Origin of the sequence: Sporosarcina ureae, assembly GCF_029267015.1 — a bacterium.
GTDB lineage: Bacteria > Bacillota > Bacilli > Bacillales_A > Planococcaceae > Sporosarcina > Sporosarcina ureae_D.
In genome coordinates this window covers 32,546-52,600 of sequence record NZ_JARIEA010000081.1, presented here as the reverse complement: position 1 = coordinate 52,600, position 20,055 = coordinate 32,546, and the positions used below count along the sequence as shown (strand labels likewise).

The 20,055-nt window shown below is 42.1% G+C and carries 22 protein-coding genes; 3 read left to right on the top strand and 19 right to left on the bottom strand.

What is annotated here, in order from left to right:
* Positions 1 to 7: 7 nt before the first annotated feature.
* The 8 genes from dnaJ to gpr form a co-directional block, all read right to left on the bottom strand.
* The gene (gene dnaJ / locus Q7P97_RS14305) at positions 8 to 1,129 is read right to left on the bottom strand and encodes a molecular chaperone DnaJ (protein ID WP_303970101.1); all 1,122 of its coding nucleotides are present in this window, start codon (positions 1,127 to 1,129) and stop codon (positions 8 to 10) included.
* 137 nt (positions 1,130 to 1,266) lie between these two features.
* Positions 1,267 to 3,102 (bottom strand): molecular chaperone DnaK, encoded by a 1,836-nt coding sequence (gene dnaK / locus Q7P97_RS14300; protein ID WP_303970098.1) that lies wholly within the window; start codon positions 3,100 to 3,102, stop codon positions 1,267 to 1,269.
* Between the two features lie 37 nt (positions 3,103 to 3,139).
* On the bottom strand, positions 3,140 to 3,721 hold the full coding sequence (gene grpE / locus Q7P97_RS14295; protein ID WP_303970096.1) for a nucleotide exchange factor GrpE: 582 nt from the start codon (positions 3,719 to 3,721) through the stop codon (positions 3,140 to 3,142).
* Positions 3,718 to 4,773, bottom strand: a complete 1,056-nt coding sequence (hrcA, locus tag Q7P97_RS14290) for a heat-inducible transcriptional repressor HrcA (protein ID WP_303970094.1) — start codon at positions 4,771 to 4,773, stop codon at positions 3,718 to 3,720. Before hrcA ends, grpE begins: the two co-directional genes overlap by 4 nt.
* Positions 4,774 to 4,864: 91 nt before the next feature.
* Entirely contained in the window at positions 4,865 to 6,004 is a 1,140-nt protein-coding gene (gene hemW / locus Q7P97_RS14285) for a radical SAM family heme chaperone HemW (RefSeq protein WP_303970092.1), read from the bottom strand.
* Positions 6,005 to 6,076: 72 nt separating this feature from the next.
* Positions 6,077 to 7,900 (bottom strand): translation elongation factor 4, encoded by a 1,824-nt coding sequence (gene lepA / locus Q7P97_RS14280; RefSeq protein WP_303970090.1) that lies wholly within the window; start codon positions 7,898 to 7,900, stop codon positions 6,077 to 6,079.
* 83 nt (positions 7,901 to 7,983) lie between these two features.
* Positions 7,984 to 8,784, bottom strand: coding sequence for a stage II sporulation protein P (gene spoIIP, locus Q7P97_RS14275; RefSeq protein WP_303970088.1), 801 nt, complete (start codon positions 8,782 to 8,784; stop codon positions 7,984 to 7,986).
* Positions 8,785 to 8,837: 53 nt separating this feature from the next.
* A complete protein-coding gene (gene gpr, locus Q7P97_RS14270) occupies positions 8,838 to 9,875 on the bottom strand; it encodes a GPR endopeptidase (protein WP_303970086.1) in 1,038 nt (345 codons plus the stop codon).
* A gap of 194 nt (positions 9,876 to 10,069) precedes the next feature.
* Here gpr and rpsT point away from each other — a divergent pair, with 194 nt between their 5' ends.
* Positions 10,070 to 10,321 carry a 30S ribosomal protein S20 gene (gene rpsT, locus Q7P97_RS14265; protein ID WP_303970084.1) on the top strand — a complete coding sequence of 84 codons (252 nt, stop codon included), beginning with the start codon at positions 10,070 to 10,072 and terminating at the stop codon, positions 10,319 to 10,321.
* Between the two features lie 50 nt (positions 10,322 to 10,371).
* Here rpsT and holA read toward each other — a convergent pair whose 3' ends face one another.
* Complete coding sequence (holA, locus tag Q7P97_RS14260) at positions 10,372 to 11,379, bottom strand: DNA polymerase III subunit delta (RefSeq protein WP_303970083.1); 1,008 nt, start codon at positions 11,377 to 11,379, stop codon at positions 10,372 to 10,374.
* Between the two features lie 102 nt (positions 11,380 to 11,481).
* Between holA and Q7P97_RS14255 the strand changes: the two genes are divergently transcribed.
* Both Q7P97_RS14255 and Q7P97_RS14250 read left to right on the top strand, forming a co-directional pair.
* Positions 11,482 to 11,646 carry a hypothetical protein gene (locus tag Q7P97_RS14255; RefSeq protein ID WP_303970081.1) on the top strand — a complete coding sequence of 55 codons (165 nt, stop codon included), beginning with the start codon at positions 11,482 to 11,484 and terminating at the stop codon, positions 11,644 to 11,646.
* A gap of 173 nt (positions 11,647 to 11,819) precedes the next feature.
* The gene (locus Q7P97_RS14250) at positions 11,820 to 11,954 is read left to right on the top strand and encodes a YqzM family protein (protein WP_085428902.1); all 135 of its coding nucleotides are present in this window, start codon (positions 11,820 to 11,822) and stop codon (positions 11,952 to 11,954) included.
* Positions 11,955 to 12,010: 56 nt separating this feature from the next.
* Here the strand turns inward: Q7P97_RS14250 and Q7P97_RS14245 are convergent, their stop codons facing one another.
* From Q7P97_RS14245 to yqeH, 10 genes are all read right to left on the bottom strand, one after another.
* On the bottom strand, positions 12,011 to 14,071 hold the full coding sequence (locus tag Q7P97_RS14245; RefSeq protein ID WP_303970079.1) for a DNA internalization-related competence protein ComEC/Rec2: 2,061 nt from the start codon (positions 14,069 to 14,071) through the stop codon (positions 12,011 to 12,013).
* Positions 14,072 to 14,289: 218 nt separating this feature from the next.
* Positions 14,290 to 14,853 carry a ComE operon protein 2 gene (locus tag Q7P97_RS14240; protein WP_085428900.1) on the bottom strand — a complete coding sequence of 188 codons (564 nt, stop codon included), beginning with the start codon at positions 14,851 to 14,853 and terminating at the stop codon, positions 14,290 to 14,292.
* Positions 14,854 to 14,866: 13 nt separating this feature from the next.
* The gene (locus Q7P97_RS14235; protein ID WP_303970076.1) at positions 14,867 to 15,523 is read right to left on the bottom strand and encodes a helix-hairpin-helix domain-containing protein; all 657 of its coding nucleotides are present in this window, start codon (positions 15,521 to 15,523) and stop codon (positions 14,867 to 14,869) included.
* Positions 15,524 to 15,591: 68 nt separating this feature from the next.
* Entirely contained in the window at positions 15,592 to 16,332 is a 741-nt protein-coding gene (locus Q7P97_RS14230; RefSeq protein ID WP_303970074.1) for a class I SAM-dependent DNA methyltransferase, read from the bottom strand.
* Positions 16,329 to 16,673 (bottom strand): ribosome silencing factor, encoded by a 345-nt coding sequence (gene rsfS, locus Q7P97_RS14225; protein ID WP_085428898.1) that lies wholly within the window; start codon positions 16,671 to 16,673, stop codon positions 16,329 to 16,331. The genes Q7P97_RS14230 and rsfS overlap by 4 nt, the downstream gene beginning before the upstream one ends.
* A 3-nt stretch (positions 16,674 to 16,676) precedes the next feature.
* Positions 16,677 to 17,249: a bis(5'-nucleosyl)-tetraphosphatase (symmetrical) YqeK gene (gene yqeK / locus Q7P97_RS14220; RefSeq protein ID WP_303970071.1), complete on the bottom strand. Its 573-nt coding sequence runs from the start codon at positions 17,247 to 17,249 to the stop codon at positions 16,677 to 16,679.
* Positions 17,224 to 17,808 carry a nicotinate-nucleotide adenylyltransferase gene (locus Q7P97_RS14215; RefSeq protein WP_303970070.1) on the bottom strand — a complete coding sequence of 195 codons (585 nt, stop codon included), beginning with the start codon at positions 17,806 to 17,808 and terminating at the stop codon, positions 17,224 to 17,226. Before Q7P97_RS14215 ends, yqeK begins: the two co-directional genes overlap by 26 nt.
* Before the next feature lie 10 nt (positions 17,809 to 17,818).
* Positions 17,819 to 18,109 (bottom strand): ribosome assembly RNA-binding protein YhbY, encoded by a 291-nt coding sequence (yhbY, locus tag Q7P97_RS14210; protein WP_085428895.1) that lies wholly within the window; start codon positions 18,107 to 18,109, stop codon positions 17,819 to 17,821.
* Positions 18,110 to 18,111: 2 nt separating this feature from the next.
* A complete protein-coding gene (aroE, locus tag Q7P97_RS14205) occupies positions 18,112 to 18,933 on the bottom strand; it encodes a shikimate dehydrogenase (RefSeq protein WP_303970066.1) in 822 nt (273 codons plus the stop codon).
* Between the two features lie 21 nt (positions 18,934 to 18,954).
* Entirely contained in the window at positions 18,955 to 20,055 is a 1,101-nt protein-coding gene (gene yqeH, locus Q7P97_RS14200) for a ribosome biogenesis GTPase YqeH (protein ID WP_199170406.1), read from the bottom strand.

Below are 20,055 nucleotides of genomic sequence, written 5' to 3'. Positions count from 1 at the left end.
CATCCTTTCATTCACCTTTAAAAGTGCGTTTGATTTTATCGAAGAACGAGCTGGAATACTCATCTGGTGATTCCCCTTCGATTGATGCGAACTCACGCAATAATTCTTTTTGTCGCTCTGTCATCTTTTTCGGTGTTGTCACTTTGATAATGACATGTTGATCACCTGTACCGTGACCGTGTACGTTCGGAACTCCTTTGCCTCGAAGGCGGAAAGTTGTGCCGTTTTGTGTACCAGCCGGAATTTTTAACTTCACTTTGCCGTGTACTGTTTGAACTTCGAGCTCGTCTCCGAGTGATGCTTGTGGGAACGTCAAGTTCAATTCAAGGATAATGTCATCTTCTTCGCGAATGAAACGTTTATGTGGACGTACATTAAAGACGATATACAAGTCTCCAGGAGGTCCTCCGTTTATACCCGCTTCACCTTGACCGCCTACACGCAGACGTTGGCCTTGGTCTACACCGGCAGGAATGGTTACTTTAATAACTTTGTTTTTCGTTACGCGGCCTTTACCTCGGCATGTTTCACATTTTTCAGGAATGATTTTACCTGTTCCCTGACATGTAGGACATGTTCTGCGATTGACCACTTGACCGAATGGCGTGTTTTGAGCAAACGAAACCTCGCCCGATCCATTACATTCCGTACATGTTTTGACGCTTGTGCCTTTTTTAGCACCTGTACCGTCACATGTATCACATTCTTCTTCACGAGGAATATCAATTTCAGTTTCTTTACCAAAAATAGCATCCATGAAGTCGACTGTCATCGTGTATTGCAAGTCATTACCTTTTTGTGGAGCGTTTGGATCTCTTCTTCTTGCACTACCTCCGAAGAATGTGCTGAAAATATCTTCGAAACCGAAGCCATCTCCACCACCGCCACCGAATCCACCAAATCCAGCACCTGGTCCATTATGTCCGAATTGATCGTATTCGGCTTTCTTATTCTCGTCGCTTAATACTTCAAATGCTTCTGTTACCTCTTTGAATTTCATTTCCGCATCCGCTTCTTTGTTCAAGTCCGGATGGAACTTTTTAGAAAGTGTACGATATGCTTTGCGGATTTCTTCCTTCGTTGCAGATTTAGAAACGCCTAGCACATCATAGTAATCTCGTTTACTCATTCATTGCACCCCTCATCGCATTTTACCTGTTGTCCATTGTAACACGTTGAAATCGAATTTTGTTAAGTTAACAAACGAAAAAGTCAAAGCCGGAATTTCGGACTTTGACTTTTCCGTCAATAGCTATTTCAAATTACTTATTTAGTGTCTTTGTCATCTTCTACTTCTTCGAAATCTGCGTCCACTACACCATCATCTTCTTGGCCTGGTTGTGCATCACCTTGTGCAGCTTGTGCTTCTGCAGCAGCTTGCTCATATAGTTTTACAGATAGAGCTTGTACTAATTCGTCAAGTTTTTCTTTCTTCGTACGAATTTCTTCAAGATCTCCAGATTCATTAGCAGCTTTCAATTCTTCCAATGCCGCTTCAGCTTCTTTCACTTCCGCTTCATCCACTTTACCTTCTAGGTCTTTAAGTGTCTTTTCAGCCATGAATACTAGCTGATCTGCTTCGTTGCGAAGTTCCGCTTCTTCTTTACGCTTCTTATCATCTTCAGCGTGAGCTTCTGCGTCTTTAACCATTTGATCGATCTCTTCATCAGAAAGGCCTGAACTAGACTGGATCGTGATGTTCTGTTCTTTTTGTGTACCCATATCTTTCGCCTTAACGTTTACAATACCGTTTTTGTCGATATCGAATGTTACTTCGATTTGTGGAACGCCACGTGGTGCTGGTGGAATGTCCGTCAATTGGAAACGGCCTAATGTTTTATTGTCAGTCGCCATCGGACGCTCACCTTGCAATACGTGGATATCTACTGCTGGCTGGTTGTCTGCCGCTGTAGAGAACACTTGTGATTTGCTTGTCGGGATTGTCGTGTTGCGGTCGATTAGCTTAGTGAAAACAGAGCCCATCGTTTCGATACCTAGTGATAGAGGTGTTACGTCAAGAAGTACTACGTCTTTAACGTCTCCAGTAAGGATAGAACCTTGAACTGCTGCACCCATTGCTACTACTTCATCAGGGTTTACGCCTTTGAATGGCTCTTTACCTGTTACTTTTTTGATTGCTTCTTGTACTGCTGGAATACGTGTAGATCCACCAACTAAGATTACGCGATCGATTTCAGATGCAGAAAGATCTGCGTCTTTAAGCGCTTGGCGAGTCGGGATCATAGAACGTTCAACTAGGCTAGCAGTCAACTCATCGAATTTACCGCGAGTTAAAGTGATTTCCATGTGTAATGGTCCTGCTTCTCCAGCTGTAATGAACGGAAGTGAGATTGAAGTAGATGTTACACCTGACAAATCTTTCTTCGCTTTTTCAGCTGCATCTTTTAGACGTTGCATAGCCATTTTATCTTTAGAAAGATCAATGGAATTTTCTTTACGGAATTCTTGTACTAAGTAATCCATAATAATATCATCAAAGTCGTCTCCACCAAGTTTATTGTCACCTGCTGTTGAACGTACTTGGAATACTCCGTCACCTAGTTCAAGGATAGATACGTCAAACGTACCGCCACCTAGGTCATATACTAGAATGGTTTGATCTTCTTCTGTCTTATCCAAACCGTAAGCAAGTGCAGCTGCTGTTGGCTCGTTGATGATACGCTCTACTTCAAGACCCGCAATTGTACCAGCATCTTTTGTCGCTTGACGCTGTGCATCGTTAAAGTACGCAGGCACTGTAACAACAGCCTTCGTTACTTTTTCGCCTAAGTATTCTTCAGCGTAGCCCTTCATGTATTGAAGGATCATAGCTGAAACTTCTTGAGGAGAATATTCTTTGCCGTCAACTTCTACTTTAAAGTCCGTACCCATATGTCTTTTAACAGACATAATTGTGTTCGGGTTTGTGATCGATTGACGTTTAGCTACTTCTCCAACTTGTCTTTCGCCGTTTTTGAATGCGACAACGGATGGTGATGTTCTGTTACCTTCAGGATTCGGAATTACTTTCGCTTCTCCGCCTTCATATACTGCTACTACTGAGTTTGTTGTTCCTAAGTCAATACCAATAATTTTACTCATTTTTGATTTTCCTCCTATAATGTGAAAAAATTAGTTTTTATTCGTTTACTTTAACCATGGATGGTCGAAGTACACGCTCTTTAAGTTTATATCCTTTTTGCAGTTCTTCCAAAACAATTCCAGAATCTTTCTCTTCTTCATTGCCTGTCATCACTGCCTGATGGAAGTTCGGATCGAATTCTTGATCAAGTGCTTCAATTTCTTCAAGTCCGTCCGATTTTAACGCTTCTACTAATGAACGATAGACCATTTCCATCCCTGTTAAGAGGGCCTTCGTCTCTTCTTCTTTTGCTTCAACCGCAAGTGCACGTTCGAAGTTATCCAGTACAGGCAAAATATTCACCATTACGTTTTGTGCACGGTATGTTTGCAACGTTTGATAGTCGAGTGCAGCCCGTCTTTTGACGTTTTCCATATCCGCCAATACGCGTAATTTCTTACCCTCTTCTTCTTCAAGAGCTTTCGTTAATTCATCTATTTTTTTCTCGAGTTCTTGTTCTGTAGTGAGTACTTCCACGACTTCTTCAACCTCTGGCTGATCTGCCGCTTCAGTAAGCTCTTGCTCATCTTCGGAAAGATTTTCATCTAGATGCTCTTCGAACTTTTCGTTTTCTTTCACGTGTCTTGCCTCCCGTTCCCGTCTTGTCCGATAGTTAACCGATGTAGTGCAGAAGATAGATCACTGCTAAGTATGTCGAGCAATGTAATGACTCTTCCGTAATCCATCCGCTTCGGACCGATAATTGCGATGGAACCTTCCATATTCTCTCCTGCCGAGTAAGTGGAAGTGATCACGCTGTAGTCTTCCATTTCAATCACGTTGTTTTCTGAACCGATACGAACTTGTATACCTTGCTCGTTATTTTTGAAAAGCCCCATGGCAGGATTGCCTTTCTCTATCAATTCAAAAAATGATTGCATCTTTTGGAAATCGTGAAATTCCGGTTGTTTCCACATATTCAATTTCCCGCCGAAATACAATTGTTCTTCAGGCTCTACTACCATTGCTTGCTGCAGCGAGCTGAATAGTTGTTCGGCTTGGTGAATATGCTGTTCAAATACATGTTTCGCCTCGAGCTGCAATTTTTTCTGCAACTGTACAAGCGATGTGCCTATTAGGCGTTCATTTAAAATATTTACCGTCTTCTCAATTTCCGAAGCAGTGAGGCCAGGTGGTACATCGAACATCCGATTTTCCACGTGTCCATTATCTGTTACGATAATCGCCACTGCCCGTTGTTGATCCAGTGGAACAATAGAGAATTTCTTGACGGCATGCGTAGAAGTATCAGGTCCGAGTAGAATGGACGTATAATTCGTCAAATCCGATAAAATTGTTGCGGACTTCCGTATCAATTCCTCGGACTCTCCGACTTTTTCCTGAAACACTGTACGCAACTGCAAGCTGTCTTCAAGACCTAAGGCTTGTGGCTGTAATAAATGATCCACAAAGAACCTATAGCCTTTTTCTGAAGGCACTCTTCCAGATGATGTGTGAGTCTTTTCTAGATAACCCATATCTTCCAGATCCGCCATGTCATTCCGAATGGTTGCCGAACTAAATGGCGCTTCCGGTTTCTTTGACAGTTGTCTGGAACCAACAGGTTGAGCAGACTCAATAAAATCTTTCACTGTCAATTGTAGTATGAGCAATTGTCTGTTTGTCAACATGATCATCACTCCTGTTAGCACTCATTAACTGCGAGTGCTAATACTACTTTATAATTTATCAAATTCTATTTTATATGTCAACGAATCAAACTCAATCACCTAATAAAAATTCTTGAAACACTGTATTCCCTAGAAAAACACCTTTACGTGTAAGGCGTAGAAGATCTCCATCGATGTGAAGCAGCCCTTGTTGTTGCAGTTTATCAATCGGTTTACCGAATACTTCCTTGATCGATCGGTTGAACTTCTTCTCAAATTCCTGCATAGACACTCCTTCAACTATTCGCAAACCAAGAAACATTTCTTCTTCCATTGATTCCGCCAGTGTCACTTCATGAACGTCCTTACGAGGTAACTTGCCTTCTTCTAAGTGATCGATATAGTGCATCAACGGTCCTACGTTTGCATAGCGTTCTTTGCCGAGATAGCCGTGCGCACCTGCACCAATACCTGCATATTGGGAGTTTTCCCAATAAATTAAGTTATGAAACGAAGGATATCCAGGTTTTGCGAAGTTGCTGATTTCATATTGTTCCCTGCCTGCTGCATTCATGCGTTCAATGACCATCTCAAACATTTCAGCTTCGGCATCTTCTCCAGGCAATGGCAATTTCCCTTTAACCATTCGATTGTAAAACACCGTTTTCGGTTCAACAATTAATGAATAAGCGGAGTAATGCGGCAAATCAAGCGCCAATGCCCGATCAAGCGTCTCTTGCCATTCGCTTACTGTCTGCGTCGGTAAGCTGTACATTAAATCGATACTGATATTCTCGAAACCGACACTACGTGCAGCCGCAATGACACGTTCCACGTCTTCGTTGGAATGCGTGCGTCCGATTTGTTTCAGTAATCGTTCATTGAAGGTTTGAACGCCGATTGATAAACGATTGACACCTTTTTCTTTCAAAATAGATAGTTGTCCTTCCGACAGATCGTCAGGATTTGCTTCGGTTGTGAATTCTTTTAACGTTGTCACATCAATGTACTGTGAAACAATCGTCAGTAACCGGTCAAGTTGTTCGACGCTAAGCGCTGTTGGCGTGCCACCACCTAAGAATACCGTTTCCACTTCTTCAAATGAATGGCCGGCTTCTTTCATATAATAAAACTCTTTACCAATCGCTTCGATATATCGATCGACCGGCTGGTTTTTCAAAAACACTTTATTAAAATCACAGTAATGACAAATTTGCTGGCAAAACGGTATATGGATATACACTCCCCGCATGCTGTCACATCCTTTATATGAGTATGTAAACGGCAAAAAGAGGGCGATTTGCCCCCTTTTTGCTGAGTTCAATTAATCTTCATCCATCTTCAAAACAGCCATGAACGCTTCTTGTGGAACTTCCACCGAGCCAACTTGTTTCATTTTTTTCTTACCTTCTTTTTGCTTATCAAGCAATTTACGTTTACGGGAAATATCTCCACCGTAACATTTTGCTAAAACGTTTTTACCCATTGATTTAATAGTTGAACGCGCAACGATTTTTTGACCAATCGCCGCTTGAACAGGAACTTCGAACTGTTGTCTTGGAATTAACGACTTCAGTTTTTCAACGATTGCTTTTCCGCGCTCATAGCTGAAGTCATTGTGCACAATAAAGCTCAGTGCATCGACCGTTTCACCGTTCAACAGAATATCCATCTTCACGAGTTTTGAACGCTTATAGCCAATTAATTCATAATCCAGCGAAGCATAGCCTTTTGTGCTGGATTTCAATTGGTCAAAGAAATCATAGACAATTTCCGCCAATGGTAACTCATAGATAATATTGACACGTGTGCTGTCTATATAATCCATCGTAATGAAATCTCCACGCTTACGTTGACATAGTTCCATAACAGCACCAACATAATCATTCGGCACCATGACAGACGCTTTAACATATGGTTCTTCTACGAAATCTACTTTTTGTGCAGTTGGCATCATCGATGGATTATCTACATTCATCGTTGAACCATCCGTTAAGTTTACTTTATATATAACACTCGGCGCTGTCGTGATCAAATCGATCTTGAATTCACGTTCGATCCGTTCTTGGATGATTTCCATGTGCAATAAGCCGAGGAAACCACAGCGATAACCAAACCCTAGTGCTTGGGATGTCTCCGGTTCATATTCAAGTGCGGAGTCATTTAACTCTAATTTTTCAAGAGCTTCACGCAAATCATTATATTTAGACGTATCGATTGGATACAATCCACAGAACACCATCGGATTCATACGACGATAACCAGGTAATGCTTCATCTGCAGGATCATTGACAAGTGTAATCGTATCTCCCACTTGTGTATCCCCTACCGTTTTAATAGAAGCAGACAAGAAACCTACGTCCCCTACAGTCAATTCTTCGCGAGGAGAAATTGTCGGAGTAAAGACTCCTGTCTCAAGCACTTCAAATTCTTTACCTGTTGCCATCATGCGAATTTTATCGCCCGGCTTTACTTTTCCTTGAACAATACGGATATTGACGATCACGCCTTTATACTGATCGTAATGGGAGTCGAAAATCAACGCTTTTAATGGCGCTTCAGGATCTCCTTGAGGTGCTGGCACTTTTTCTACGATTTGCTCCAGAATTTCTTCAATGCCAATTCCTGCTTTCGCTGAAGCTAAAACCGCTTCCGAAGCATCCAATCCGATAACTTCTTCAACTTCTTTTTTTACACGTTCTGGATCAGCTGCTGGTAAATCGATTTTATTAATGACAGGTAAGATTTCCAAATCATTATCTAGCGCCAAGTAGACGTTCGCCAATGTTTGGGCTTCGATACCTTGTGCAGCGTCTACAACTAAAATAGCGCCTTCACAAGCTGCCAAACTTCTCGATACTTCATATGTGAAATCGACGTGTCCTGGTGTATCGATCAAGTGAAACGTATAGTCTTCACCATTCTTTGCCGTATATACCAATTGAACGGCATTCAGTTTAATGGTGATCCCGCGTTCACGTTCCAGGTCCATCGAATCCAATGATTGCGATTTCATATTACGCGTTTTCACTATTTCCGTTTTTTCTAAAATCCTATCAGCCAGCGTGGACTTTCCATGGTCGATATGGGCGATGATAGAAAAATTTCGGATGTTTTTTTGACGTGCTGCTCTCTGCTCTTGATTCATCACTGTTCACTCCTACATGTACGTACCTATTTAAGCTACTTGAATTATAGCAGTGAACGGTTCAGACTTCAATATTTGAAAGATTATTGCACGATCATCATAGCGGAAATAGATTCACCAACGACAGATATTGTTTGATTGATTTCCATTTCAGTATTACCCACGCCACCCATTTCGATTAAAATGATGCTTGTATTTAAATCTTGATTGTATTTACCGTCTACTCCACGGCCACCTTTGATGATGATCTCTCGCGTGATACCCGGCACTATTTTTTCCATTTCACTTTTCAATTGCTTCGCTTTGGCCAAATTCCGTTCGTAATACGGGTGGTCTCTTCCAATGACAAATGCCACTTTTGCATAGCGTTGACCGGCGTGCGTTATGGTCGTTTTAGAAGGACCGAGCGAATCCCTGTGCATGTCGATGACTAAATCATAAGATTGTTCGTTAACCTTCTTTTCCACATACGGCCTGATCGCAGCATACGATCGATGATACGGTATCTTCTTTTGTTGCATGATTTTCACAATATCGATATCGAGCTGTTCTGCCCCAAGCCCATGTGATATTAAATTCTCTTTTAGTCGCGCGCCCACTTTTAAAATATTCTCCGAATGGTGAGATACCGCTACTTTTCCATCGACGGCTTTCGTAATCGGTTCATATGCTTCGTGTGAGTGTGTTGAATAGATCAACACATTCCCTTCTGTTTTTGGTCGAATATCCTCTTCCAATACATTGGATGCGTAGACTATTGTGCTTGGTTCCTTTAACGAGAGGGCAGTGGGAATGGTCGGCTGTTTAGGAATGTACTGCAGTACGACAGGGAAGATGAACAATACAAAAATAACGCTCATCCAGATTTGCAAAGTTTTTTTCATAGTAATCCCTCCATCTTCCACAATATGCAGAAGAAAAAAGGTCAATGACTAGTTCACGTATTTACTTTATGAATCCAACGAATTAATGAAGAAGACAATGCAGTGGCATAGTTCGCTACCCACGAATCAATTTCTTTTGGAGATATAAATGTCGACAACTCCTGATTGGTCAATACTTCTTCAAATAATTTAATTCGTTCTTCATGCGTCCATGACGACCAATCACCGAATATAGGTCCAAGTGCTGTGCGATCTGCCTCTTTTGCGATGCGTTGAGGAAAACGACCCGTTGAGAGTTTAGACGAAGGCATATTATCTTCTTCAATTTTCGTTGCGATATAGCCAAACATCGTGTCAATTGCATCCGCCACGAGTACTGGGCCGTCCACTACTGTTGGCACGCCTATCGCAATGACAGGGATGCCGAGACTTTTTTCCGATAACTCTTTGCGGCTGTTCCCTACACCTGAACCCGGATGAATACCCGTATCTGTCAGCTGAATCGTACGGCAAAGCCTTGCGCTACTTCTCGCAGCAAGCGCATCGACGACGACTAACAGGTCCGGCCTACTTTGATCCACGATTGCTTTGACGAATGAAGCAGTTTCTAAACCCGTCTGAATCGTTACCCCCGGCGCATAAACCATAACACCACTCTCATCCGCTTCGTAATAATCAGGGATCACTTCTTTCACATAATCCATTACAGCGGGCCCAACAGCATCAGGCGTAATTTCTCGGTTACCGAGACCGACATATAACACTTTCTTTACGTCTCCCGGTATCTTTTCTTTAATTAAGGTGTCCATTTTTTCGACCACAAGTTCACATAATGTTTGAATCTCATCGATTTCGTGAACAGCAAGTGTCGGAATCGTCAGCGTAATATATGTACCTTTCGCTTTCCCGATTTCTTCCTCACCTTCTGCTGTCACTTTTACCGTAGTTGCTTTAATTCGCCCAATTGTTTGTTCTTCGACACGTATTCCAGACATTTCCTTCAATTTCTTTTCTTCTTGATCCGTCTGATGCCTGACAAACTCATCACTTTCATCAATTAAATCCGTTCGATAGTAGTTGATTTCGCTCATTTTTTTCACCTCTACTAGCCAGTTTGTGCAATTAATCGGCGATTATTCTGGAATAGATTGCTGTAAAGATGAATCACTTTACTTTTTTTCTTGCAATCTGTCATGAGCTTTGTTAAAATTATGCTTGTTGTAAAGAGATGTCCGGATGATTGTGGAAACACTCTTGCCTTACCTGAAAGCTGGAGGTGAATGAAATGCCAAACATTAAAGGTGCTATCAAACGCGTGAAACAAAGTGCTGCTGCTAACGAAGCAAACTCGCACGTTAAAGCTTCTATGCGTACTGCAATCCGTAAAGCGGATGCGGCTCTTATGAATAAAGAAGAGAACGCTGAAGAACTTTTGAGAAATGCTGTGAAACAATTGGATACTGCTGCCCGTAAAGGTCTTATCCCAAAAAACACTGCTGCTCGTCAAAAATCACGTCTAACTAAAAAAGCTCAATAATGACATGTTAAAAGACTGCCTCCTCGTGACGGCAGTCTTTTTTTGCGTTTTTATAGACCATTCATTAAAAATAACTCTAGTTTACGCTGGCGATTGCCACTCGTAGTCTTCAATTGCAAATCAATCGTCGCCAAATCATCCAATGCCTTCAGTAAAACTGGTAAAGGTGGCAGTTTCCGTTGCATCATCAATTTGACGCGATACGGATGGATATGAAGGGTTGTGGCGATCTGTTGTTGCTGATAACCTTTTTTTCGGAGATTTGTCACATGGATCATCAAACGTACTTGGCTCGCGATGAGTGACGCCATCATAATCGGCTCTTCGCCATTACGTAATAAATCATGATAGACAGCGAGTGATTCCGCACGTTTGTTATTAACGAATGAATCCGTCAGGCGGAATACATCCATCTCGGGCGTTCTAGCAACCAATTGTTCGATCATATCGACGTCTACCGTGCCACTGAATGCCAAATAACCCGCTAGCTTGTCTACTTCAGTAGAAAGTGTCAGCAAATCAGTTCCTGACATCTCCATGAGGAATTCAGCTGTCTTTTTATCAAACATAATCCCTTTATCTTTCCCTTGTTGCATAATCCACGTAGATAAATCTTGTCCTTGCAAAGCCACAGCTTCCACAACAACTGCATGCTTTTTAATTTTCTTCGTGATTTTCTTTCGTGCATCTAATTTTTCATACGGCGCCACAAATACTACCGTTGCGGTAGGCGATGGATTTTCCAGCCACTTTTCCAACAATTCTAATTGATGGTTCTGTTTTTCTTTTGAATTATCGGTTGCTTTCAAAAATGAACAGTTTTTTGCGACGATTAATTTATGATCGACTAAAAATGGAAATTCATTCGCTACTTCAAGAACCGCCTGGATAGGTATCTCTTCCAAATCAAAACGATTCACTTCGGATGATGTCATGCCAGGCACTGCCTTAATCAATTTCTTTATCGTTTCATCCAATAAATGTTGCTCTGTACCAGTCAGTAAATAAACTGGTTGCACATCGCCTTTTTCAATTTGACTCCAAATTTTTGTAACCACTTTCTTCACCTCTGTTAACGAGTACTTGCATGTAAAAACCTGTGCTAACTATACATGAAAATCAATTATTTCTCCATACTAGCAAGTAAAGGAGGTTTATTGATGAAAAAATCTAAGCGTCTAGAAGCAAATCCACGCAAAAATTCAAAAGCTGAGGAGAAGGAAGAAATCTCTTTGGAATTGGCCGAACTCGGTCACTTGACACCGAAGCAAGAACCAATGACACCGAACCATCGAGAGACAGCAGAAAAGGACAGATACTATTAACTAGAATGGATGAAGCGGAAATGGCCATGAGCGTTTCCGCTCTTTTAACTTATAATTCACTTACTCTATGAACAAATTGTGTCAACATACATTGCAACACCTAAAAGCGTCGATTTATATGGATTTTTCTTTCACTTTCATCTATACTTAGTATGGAATTAGGAGGTGTAGCAATGAATGAATTTGAACATGATGTCCAATCCAAACGTAATGACGCGATTGATAGTGGCATCGGCTTTATAGTTGCGTTTATCGGTTTTTCGGCAATTTTTGTTGTTGCTACGATCATCGATATCGTCGCTCGCTAATCAACTGTTTTATAAAGTAGACACATCCACCTAATTGGCGGATGTGTCTATTTGTTTTAGCGACTAGATGTGGTCGTATACACACCATTCTTTACACGTAACTCAATAGTCCCTTGTTCTGCAGTCGACCAAAACGGAATGCCATGCTCAATGAAACGACTCACTACTTCTGCATGTGGATGTCCATAGCGACTATTTCTTCCTGCTGAAACAATGATCAACTCCGGCTGTAAGAAATTGATAAAAGGCTCTGTACTCGATGTTTTACTGCCATGATGGCCCGCTTTTAGCACAACACGTTGAAAATCTGCAGAACGATACCTTTGCAAAAATCGCTGTTCTCCTTCTTTCTCCAAATCTCCAGGAAAGATGAAATGAAGATCACCCTCCTTCATGACGAGTACCAGTGAACTGTCATTGCCGTCATATATACGTTCTTCAGGTGCTACATATTGAAACTGATAATCACCTATATTCCAATAAAAACCTTCCCTAACGAGTTTCACTGGAACTTTTTGTTCATTGGCCAGTCGTAACACGTCTTCCATCGCTTTCTCTTGTTCGCTTCCAGGCGGTATATGAATTTCCTTCACCCGTAACTCTTCCATTACTTCATCCGCACCTTCCATATGATCAAGATCGGCATGAGAAATCATCAATCGGTCAATTTTCGTGATACCTCTTGCTTTTAAGTACGGTACGACGATATTTCGTCCAATTTCAAAAGGCTGTTCAGGAGTTTTCCAATTCGCTTCACCAAAATGAACGACACCACCAGTATCTATCATGTACACTGCTTTTTTAAAAGGCATCTCGATAATCGTGCTGTCCCCTTGTCCCACGTCGACGTAAGAAACGATCACGTCCCGATGTAATATCGGTTTGATTTCCAGATAGAATGCCGGTAACAATAAGCCAGCGATACCTAGCGCAATAAACTTCTTTCGTTCTAGAGAAACTAGAAATACTAGGATCCCAAGAACCGCAAGCGCTGACCCTATTCCATCCGGCTGTCCCGGTGTCCACATTTGGTATGGAAATGAAGCAAACCAAGTAGTCATGCTACCTATCCATTGTCTGACTGGTTCATAAATAAAGAAGAGCAAACTGGCTAGCGGAGGGATTGTATACGTACAAACTAACAGTAGTAAATTAGCTGGCAGAATAATTATGGAATACAAAGGGACATAGAACAAATTCGCGATAAAAGAAGAAATCGATAACTCGTAGAAGTGATACAACAAGATAGGATAAAGCGCGACTTGCGTAATAACCGTGACAAGAAACGATACAACGAATCCATTTTTTGCCTTGCCTAAAATGGCCGACGAATACAATAAAGAGAATGCAGCTAAATATGATAGCTGAAATCCAGGCTGGAATACGATATGAGGTTGCATCACGATAAAAAACAATGCGCTCATAGCCAGTGCATCATCTAGGCGCAATCTCAAATTCCCTGAAACCGCAAGTAATACAATCATCGTGACAGTGGCCGCACGCCAGACAGAAGGTGCTCCGCCAGCAACACATGCGTAAATCGGCAAAAACACTAGTAACCCGTACGTCACCCATTCTTTTCGAAAACCAACTCGCATGAAGATCGCCCGTATAAAAAAGGTCAGTAATCCGACATGCAAACCAGAAATAGCAAACAAATGCGTTATGCCAAGCGTTTGATATTCTTTCTGCAAGAGTCGATCCATACCAGAACGGTCGCCGATCAATAATGCCTCTGCTTCCGTGACAAGTGAAGACGGAAACTGCTCGTGAATATGTTGTTTGATAGAAAAGCGGTAATGCGAGAGTCGCGTTCGAAGTGTTGTGAGGGGCTGACTAGATGTGATACGTGTGGCTTCTAGAATTCCCGCCGCACCGTTCATTCGTAAATAGCGTGCCATATCGAATGAATAGCCATGGGCTGCCGGTTCCAACTCTTTCGGCTCCACTTCAGCTGTGAACAAAAACGTAGATAATCGCGCAGCTTGGAAGCGTTTCTTTTCCTCTTCGGAAGTTAGTGTATACATCATATAGACAATTGTACCGTCGTGTAATGTAGCAAAGCCCTTCACTTTAGCTCCATCGATTTTCACTTGATCTTTCCACTGAAATGTCACGACGGAATCGTTAGGAAGCGCTGTAGAATGACTGGAGAAATAGAAAAAAGAGAGACTAGCGAGAAGCGAGCAAATAATTAGATGTAGATAATCTTTTCGCAAAAAGTAGAATGGTATGAGGAATACAACGTTTAAAAATAAAAGCGATCCTGAAAGCTCAGCTGCAAACGCAGAAATCGCTACAGGAATCGCTATATACATCCATCGTATCGATCGGATTAATTGCCAAATAAGTGATTCACCCTTTGTAAAAGGGCATCTAGTTCTTCAGGTTCAGCGCCAAGTTCTTGCATTTTCGTCAACATCTCGTTGAATAATGAAAATTTCTCTTCACTGGCGAAGTCGATAGAACGCTCGTCAAACGGCACTTTTTCAATCTCGACACCCGCTTGCGCAAACAACTCGAGTGCATACTCGCTGTTTCGGTAATCTTCCGCGTATTTAACGCGTTCAATACCTGCTTGAATCAATGCTTTACTACATTGTAAACACGGGAAGTGTGTGACATAAATGGTTGCCTTTGCGACTGGTATGCCGTATTTAGCACATTGTAGTAACGCATTCATTTCTGAGTGTATCGTTCGAACGCAATGATTGTCCACAACATAACAGCCATGTTCAATACAATGGTCTCCACCCGAAATCGAACCATTATAGCCGCCAGCAATAATACGCTGATCACGTACTAAAATGGACCCCACTGAAAGCCGTGTGCACGTGCTGCGCATCGCCAGCAAATGACTTTGCGCCATGAAGAACTGATCCCAAGTAATTCGCTCCATACGGTTGCCTCCATCAATTAAGAATAATAAGTGGTTCTAATTTTTCAAATGTCTTGTCACCAATGCCTGACACGTTTTTAATTCCATCCAATTGCGAAAAAGCTCCATGCTCTTCACGGTATTGTACAATCGCCGTAGCTTTTGCTGGGCCGATGCCAGGAAGCGTCTGAAAATCACTTTCATTCGCTACATTGATATTTACTTTCGAAGCGGAACTCTCAGACGCAGAAGATGACGTTGCGGCTGGTTGCTCGTATACCGGTGGTTCTTCTCCTGCGATCGGTACATAGACGACAGATTCATCCTGCAGTCTTTGCGCATGATTTAACAACCTAGTGTCAGCTGCCTCCGTGTAACCTCCTGCTTTGTCAACAGCATCAAGCAAGCGATCACCTTCTTGCATTGAATAGAGTCCGGGATGCTTGACTGCACCTTTTACATCTACAAGAATAGCAACAGAGACCGCTTCAGCCACTAACTCGATCGGTGCTTCCACTTCATTATTTTCTTCAGTAGTTTCAATTGGTTCAAATAGGGATTGTCCACGTTCTTCGGAAAGTTGATCCGACGGTTCTCGGGGAAAAAACCAAACAGTGGAAAGTACAGCGAACGCTGCAATAGGAATGATCAATGTACGCCATTTTTCGGTAAAGAATGAACGGATAATCAACAATCCTTTCTTTCAGCACCGTATGGAGTCCCCTTCACTATACCCGATTGTGAAATACTATGGAAGACTTATTTCCGGACTTGGAAGAATATTCTTTCACTTTCTTCTTCAGGCGCTTCATCTTCCCAATCTGCAAAAATACGCTCAATATGAAATCCAACTTCTTCAAGCATTTGAACATATTCAGGTATCGCAAATGTTCGCTGCATATGTACTTCGTCAAAACGCTGATAAGAACCATCTTCCTGTCTCACGAAAAACGCCAATTCAGAATAAATTGAGTGAATCTCGTCGCCAGGAGCTGTTTGCCAAATGTATGAAATGCGTTGATTATCGAAAACAAAAGGACCTTCAAGGAAAATTTCATCCATTTTCTCTAGCGAGTGCACATCAAATAGCAACACGCCACCTGTAGAAAGCGCTCCATATACGCGGCGGAATGTTTCTAAGACATCTGCCTGTTTCATTACATAGTTTAAGGAATCGATCGATATGACGGCTGCATCAAATGTACCTTCTACATCTAGTCGCTGCATCGGTTGCTCAATTAATGCAATATCAAGAGAAAGTGATTCCGCACGACGCGAAGCAACTTCGAGCATATCAGCGGAAAGATCGATACCGGTGACATGTGCTCCTTTTTTTGCAAGCATGGCGGAAAGCAAGCCAGTTCCGCAACCAATATCCAATACTTTTTTCCCTGAAACGCCAGCAGACGCCAAATCGAGTAACTCGACATAGGCGTCATACGGGATATCATTCATTAGTTCGTCATAAATGGATGCGAACGCTGAATAGGAAGAACTCATACTTCATCCTCAACGTTTAATAACTGTGCGTCTCCCCATAACTTTTCTAAGTTATAGAATCCACGTTCATCTCTGTGGAATACATGAACGACTACATCTAGAAGATCGACTAAAATCCAACGACCTGCGTCGAATCCTTCTAAACGCTTCACTGGATAGCCTTCTTTTGAAGCTGCATCTGCTACTTCACGTGCGATTGCTTGTACTTGTCTTTCAGAGTTTGCATGACAAATGATGAATTGATCAGCAATTAGTGAAATGCCCTCCATGTTTAATACTACGATATCTTCTGCTTTCTTACTATCTACTGCTTCATAAGCTAATTCTAATAATGTTGGCATACTTCACTGTTCCTTTCTTCTACGTACATGGTCATTATAACAATCAAATGAATGAGGAAAAATGACTGCGTATCGCTGAACTAAAAATTTAAATGTGTGCTGGATACATTCGGTCATTTGATCTTCCAGCGGTTCTCCGTCAATACGTTGGCGAAGTTCTTCGATCCCCGGAAACTTTCTTCCCGGTTCGATTAAATCTGCAATATAAATTACTTTCTCTAGCTCGCTCATCCCAGCACGTCCTGTCGTATGAAAACGGACTGCTTGCAAGATGTCGTGATCTTCTACTCCATAACGCTCTTTCGCGAGCATAGCTCCAACTGGCGCATGCCATAATTCAGAGTGATACTGTGCATAGAGCTCGTAGTCTTCGTCACGCTTTAATAATTCGAGTAACTCATTTTTATCCATAAATTTGGCATAGTCATGAAATAGGCCCGCAATTTCAGCCTTTTCTACTGATACCCCCACTTCTTCTGCTAACTTCTTTGCAGTTTCCGTGACACGCAACACATGTTCATAGCGTGCTTTTGGTAAGCGTTGTTCCAGATCATTTCGAACTTGTTGAAGATCCATATAATCTCTCCTCTCGAATATAAGCTTCGACAGCGGGAGGAACCAATAGTTGAACGGTTCCTCCTTCTGCAAAACGCTGGCGGATCAATGTGGATGACAAATCAAGTTGAGGTGTTTCCACCAGTTGTACCGGGATTGCAGAGGCGTTAGTAGCACCTGGGCGCTTGACACCGACAAACGTAATAATATCGAGTAACTCTTCAATTCGATACCATGTCGGCAACTGATCGATCATATCCCCACCAATGATGAAATGAAAGTGTACATCGGGTTCGTCTAAAACTAATTGGGACATCGTATCGTATGTAAATGATACTCCGCCACGCTCAATTTCATACGATGATGCACGCAAGCCTTCCACTTCATCTGCCGCGAGCTTCACCATTTCTAGACGTTGCTCTGCTGTTGCATCGCCCGTCGTAATCTTATGCGGCGGGACTGCAGTAGGCATCAGCCATACTTCGTCCAATTGCAGTGCATGACGCACTTCATTGGCGATCATTAAATGTCCGGTGTGCGGCGGATTGAAAGTTCCGCCCAAAATGCCAATTCGCTTCATCTGATTCTCCTTACGGTAATTGTATGCGTTTTTTCTCTGTCGATTCTCTATATAAAACGATAGTGCTGCCGATGATTTGAACTACGTGAATACCTTTATACGCACCAATCTTTTCAGCAATTTCCTTTTTGTCTTCGTCGCAGTTCTGAAGGACGCTTACTTTAAGTAATTCACGTGCTTCTAGCGCTTCATCGATTTGAGCGAGGATGGCATCTGTCAGACCACTTTTCCCAATTTGGAATAATGAATCTAAATGATGTGCTTCGCTTCTTAAAAAACTTTTTTGTTTACCTGTTAACATGTTTACCCGCCAACTTTCATTGTAATCGTATCTGTCATTCTTTTCGTGTCAGGATAGACACCTGTCCACTTGTCAAAAGCTAATGCACCTTGATGAACAAACATTCCTACACCGTTCATCGTCTTAGCACCTGCTTGTTTTGCTTGTCGTAAAAATTCGGTTTCAAGCGGATTATAAATAATATCTGCCACTACGACACCACTTGCGATATTCTTTGGATCAAGTGGAATCCCTTCTTGCGCAAAGTTCATACCGACTGAAGTAGTTTGAACGACCAGTCCGAACTCCCCAAGACGTTCTTCTGCCTCTTCAATAGATAGCGCATGACCTTCATCCATCGCTGTCGCCAGTTCTGCGGCCCGTGAAGCGGTCCTATTCGTGAAATAGAGTGGTCCATAACCAGCTGACTGCAAAGCAAAGGCGATACCTCTAGCCGCTCCGCCAGCTCCTATAAGTAATACAGGACCTGTAACTGATTCGGAAAACTCCTCCAAAGACTTCACGAAACCTGCACCATCTGTATTGGCACCGATTAGTTTACCTTGATCGGTTTGGTAGACTGTATTCACCGCATTCATGACCCTTGCCGATTCGTCCACTTCATCAAGGAAAGGAATAATTGCTTGTTTATGGGGTACTGTCACATTCCAACCGCTGCATCCGAGTGTACGCAAACTGTTGATCGTTTGTTCTAAGCTTCCCGCTGTTGCATGAATCGGTATATATGTCGCGTCCAAATCGTTTTCATCAAACCACTGATCGTGCATGACCGGTGACATCGATTGCGCGATCGGATCGCCTACTACCGCATACCATTTTTTCAATTGGTCATTCCTCCTAGCCTTTTAAATCAATGAAGGTCTGATTACGACATTAACACCTTTTGGTGCATGTACAGCCACTTTTACATTCGCATGCTGAATCGTAATCCAGCCAAGACCTGAAATAACTATGTCCGTCTTTGCTTCCTTAATCGAAAATTCATGGCGCACAAGTGGCGGCAGATTTTCGAGGGATGCAGGTCCAGGTGGAGAAAGCATGTCACCTAGATGATTTTTAAATAGCTCATCTGCATTTTCAAGCTTTGTCCGATGAACTGGTAATGCATTCGCTGCGTAAATATTGAATGAAGAACGTCCACCTTGAATGAAATCAAAACGTGCCAGTCCACCAATGAACAATGTCTGTTCCGCATTCAGTTGATAGACTTTCGGCTTCAACTCTTTTTTCGGTGTAATTAATTTTAAATCGTGCGCATCTAAGTGATGGGCCATTTGGTGATCATTGATGATCCCAGGTGTATCCATCAGCATTTTTCCATCATCCAATGGAATTTCTACTACATCAAGAGTCGTTCCAGGGAAATAAGACGTCGTAATGACATCCTCCATACCCGTCGCATCTTTAATGATCCGATTAATGAACGTAGATTTCCCTACATTCGTACAGCCGACTACATAGACGTCTTTACCTTTACGGTATTTCTCGATTGCGTCGAGTGCTTCACTCATGCCGTTCCCTTTTACAGCGGAAACGAGCAAGACGTCAATTGGTTTTAAGCCAAGCTTTGCCGCTTCTGCCTTCATCCAATTCTTCACTCGTTGCGGATTAATCGCTTTCGGCAAAATATCTGCCTTATTACCGATCAACAAGATGTCTTTCTTGCCTACAAAGCGATGCAAGCCATTAATCCAGCTACCGTTGAAATCAAAAATATCCACGACTTTGACGATTAACCCTTGTTTCTCGCCGATTCCATTTAGAATCGCTAAAAAATCGTCTCCTGATAAGGAAACTGGCTGTAGTTCATTATAGTTCCGTAATTTAAAACAACGCTGGCAAATAACATCTTCCTTCTCTAAAGAAGCAGGTGGTGCATAGCCTTCTGCAGTTTTATCGGTTGTTTGGATTGTAATACCGCATCCAATACATTTGATCAATTCCAA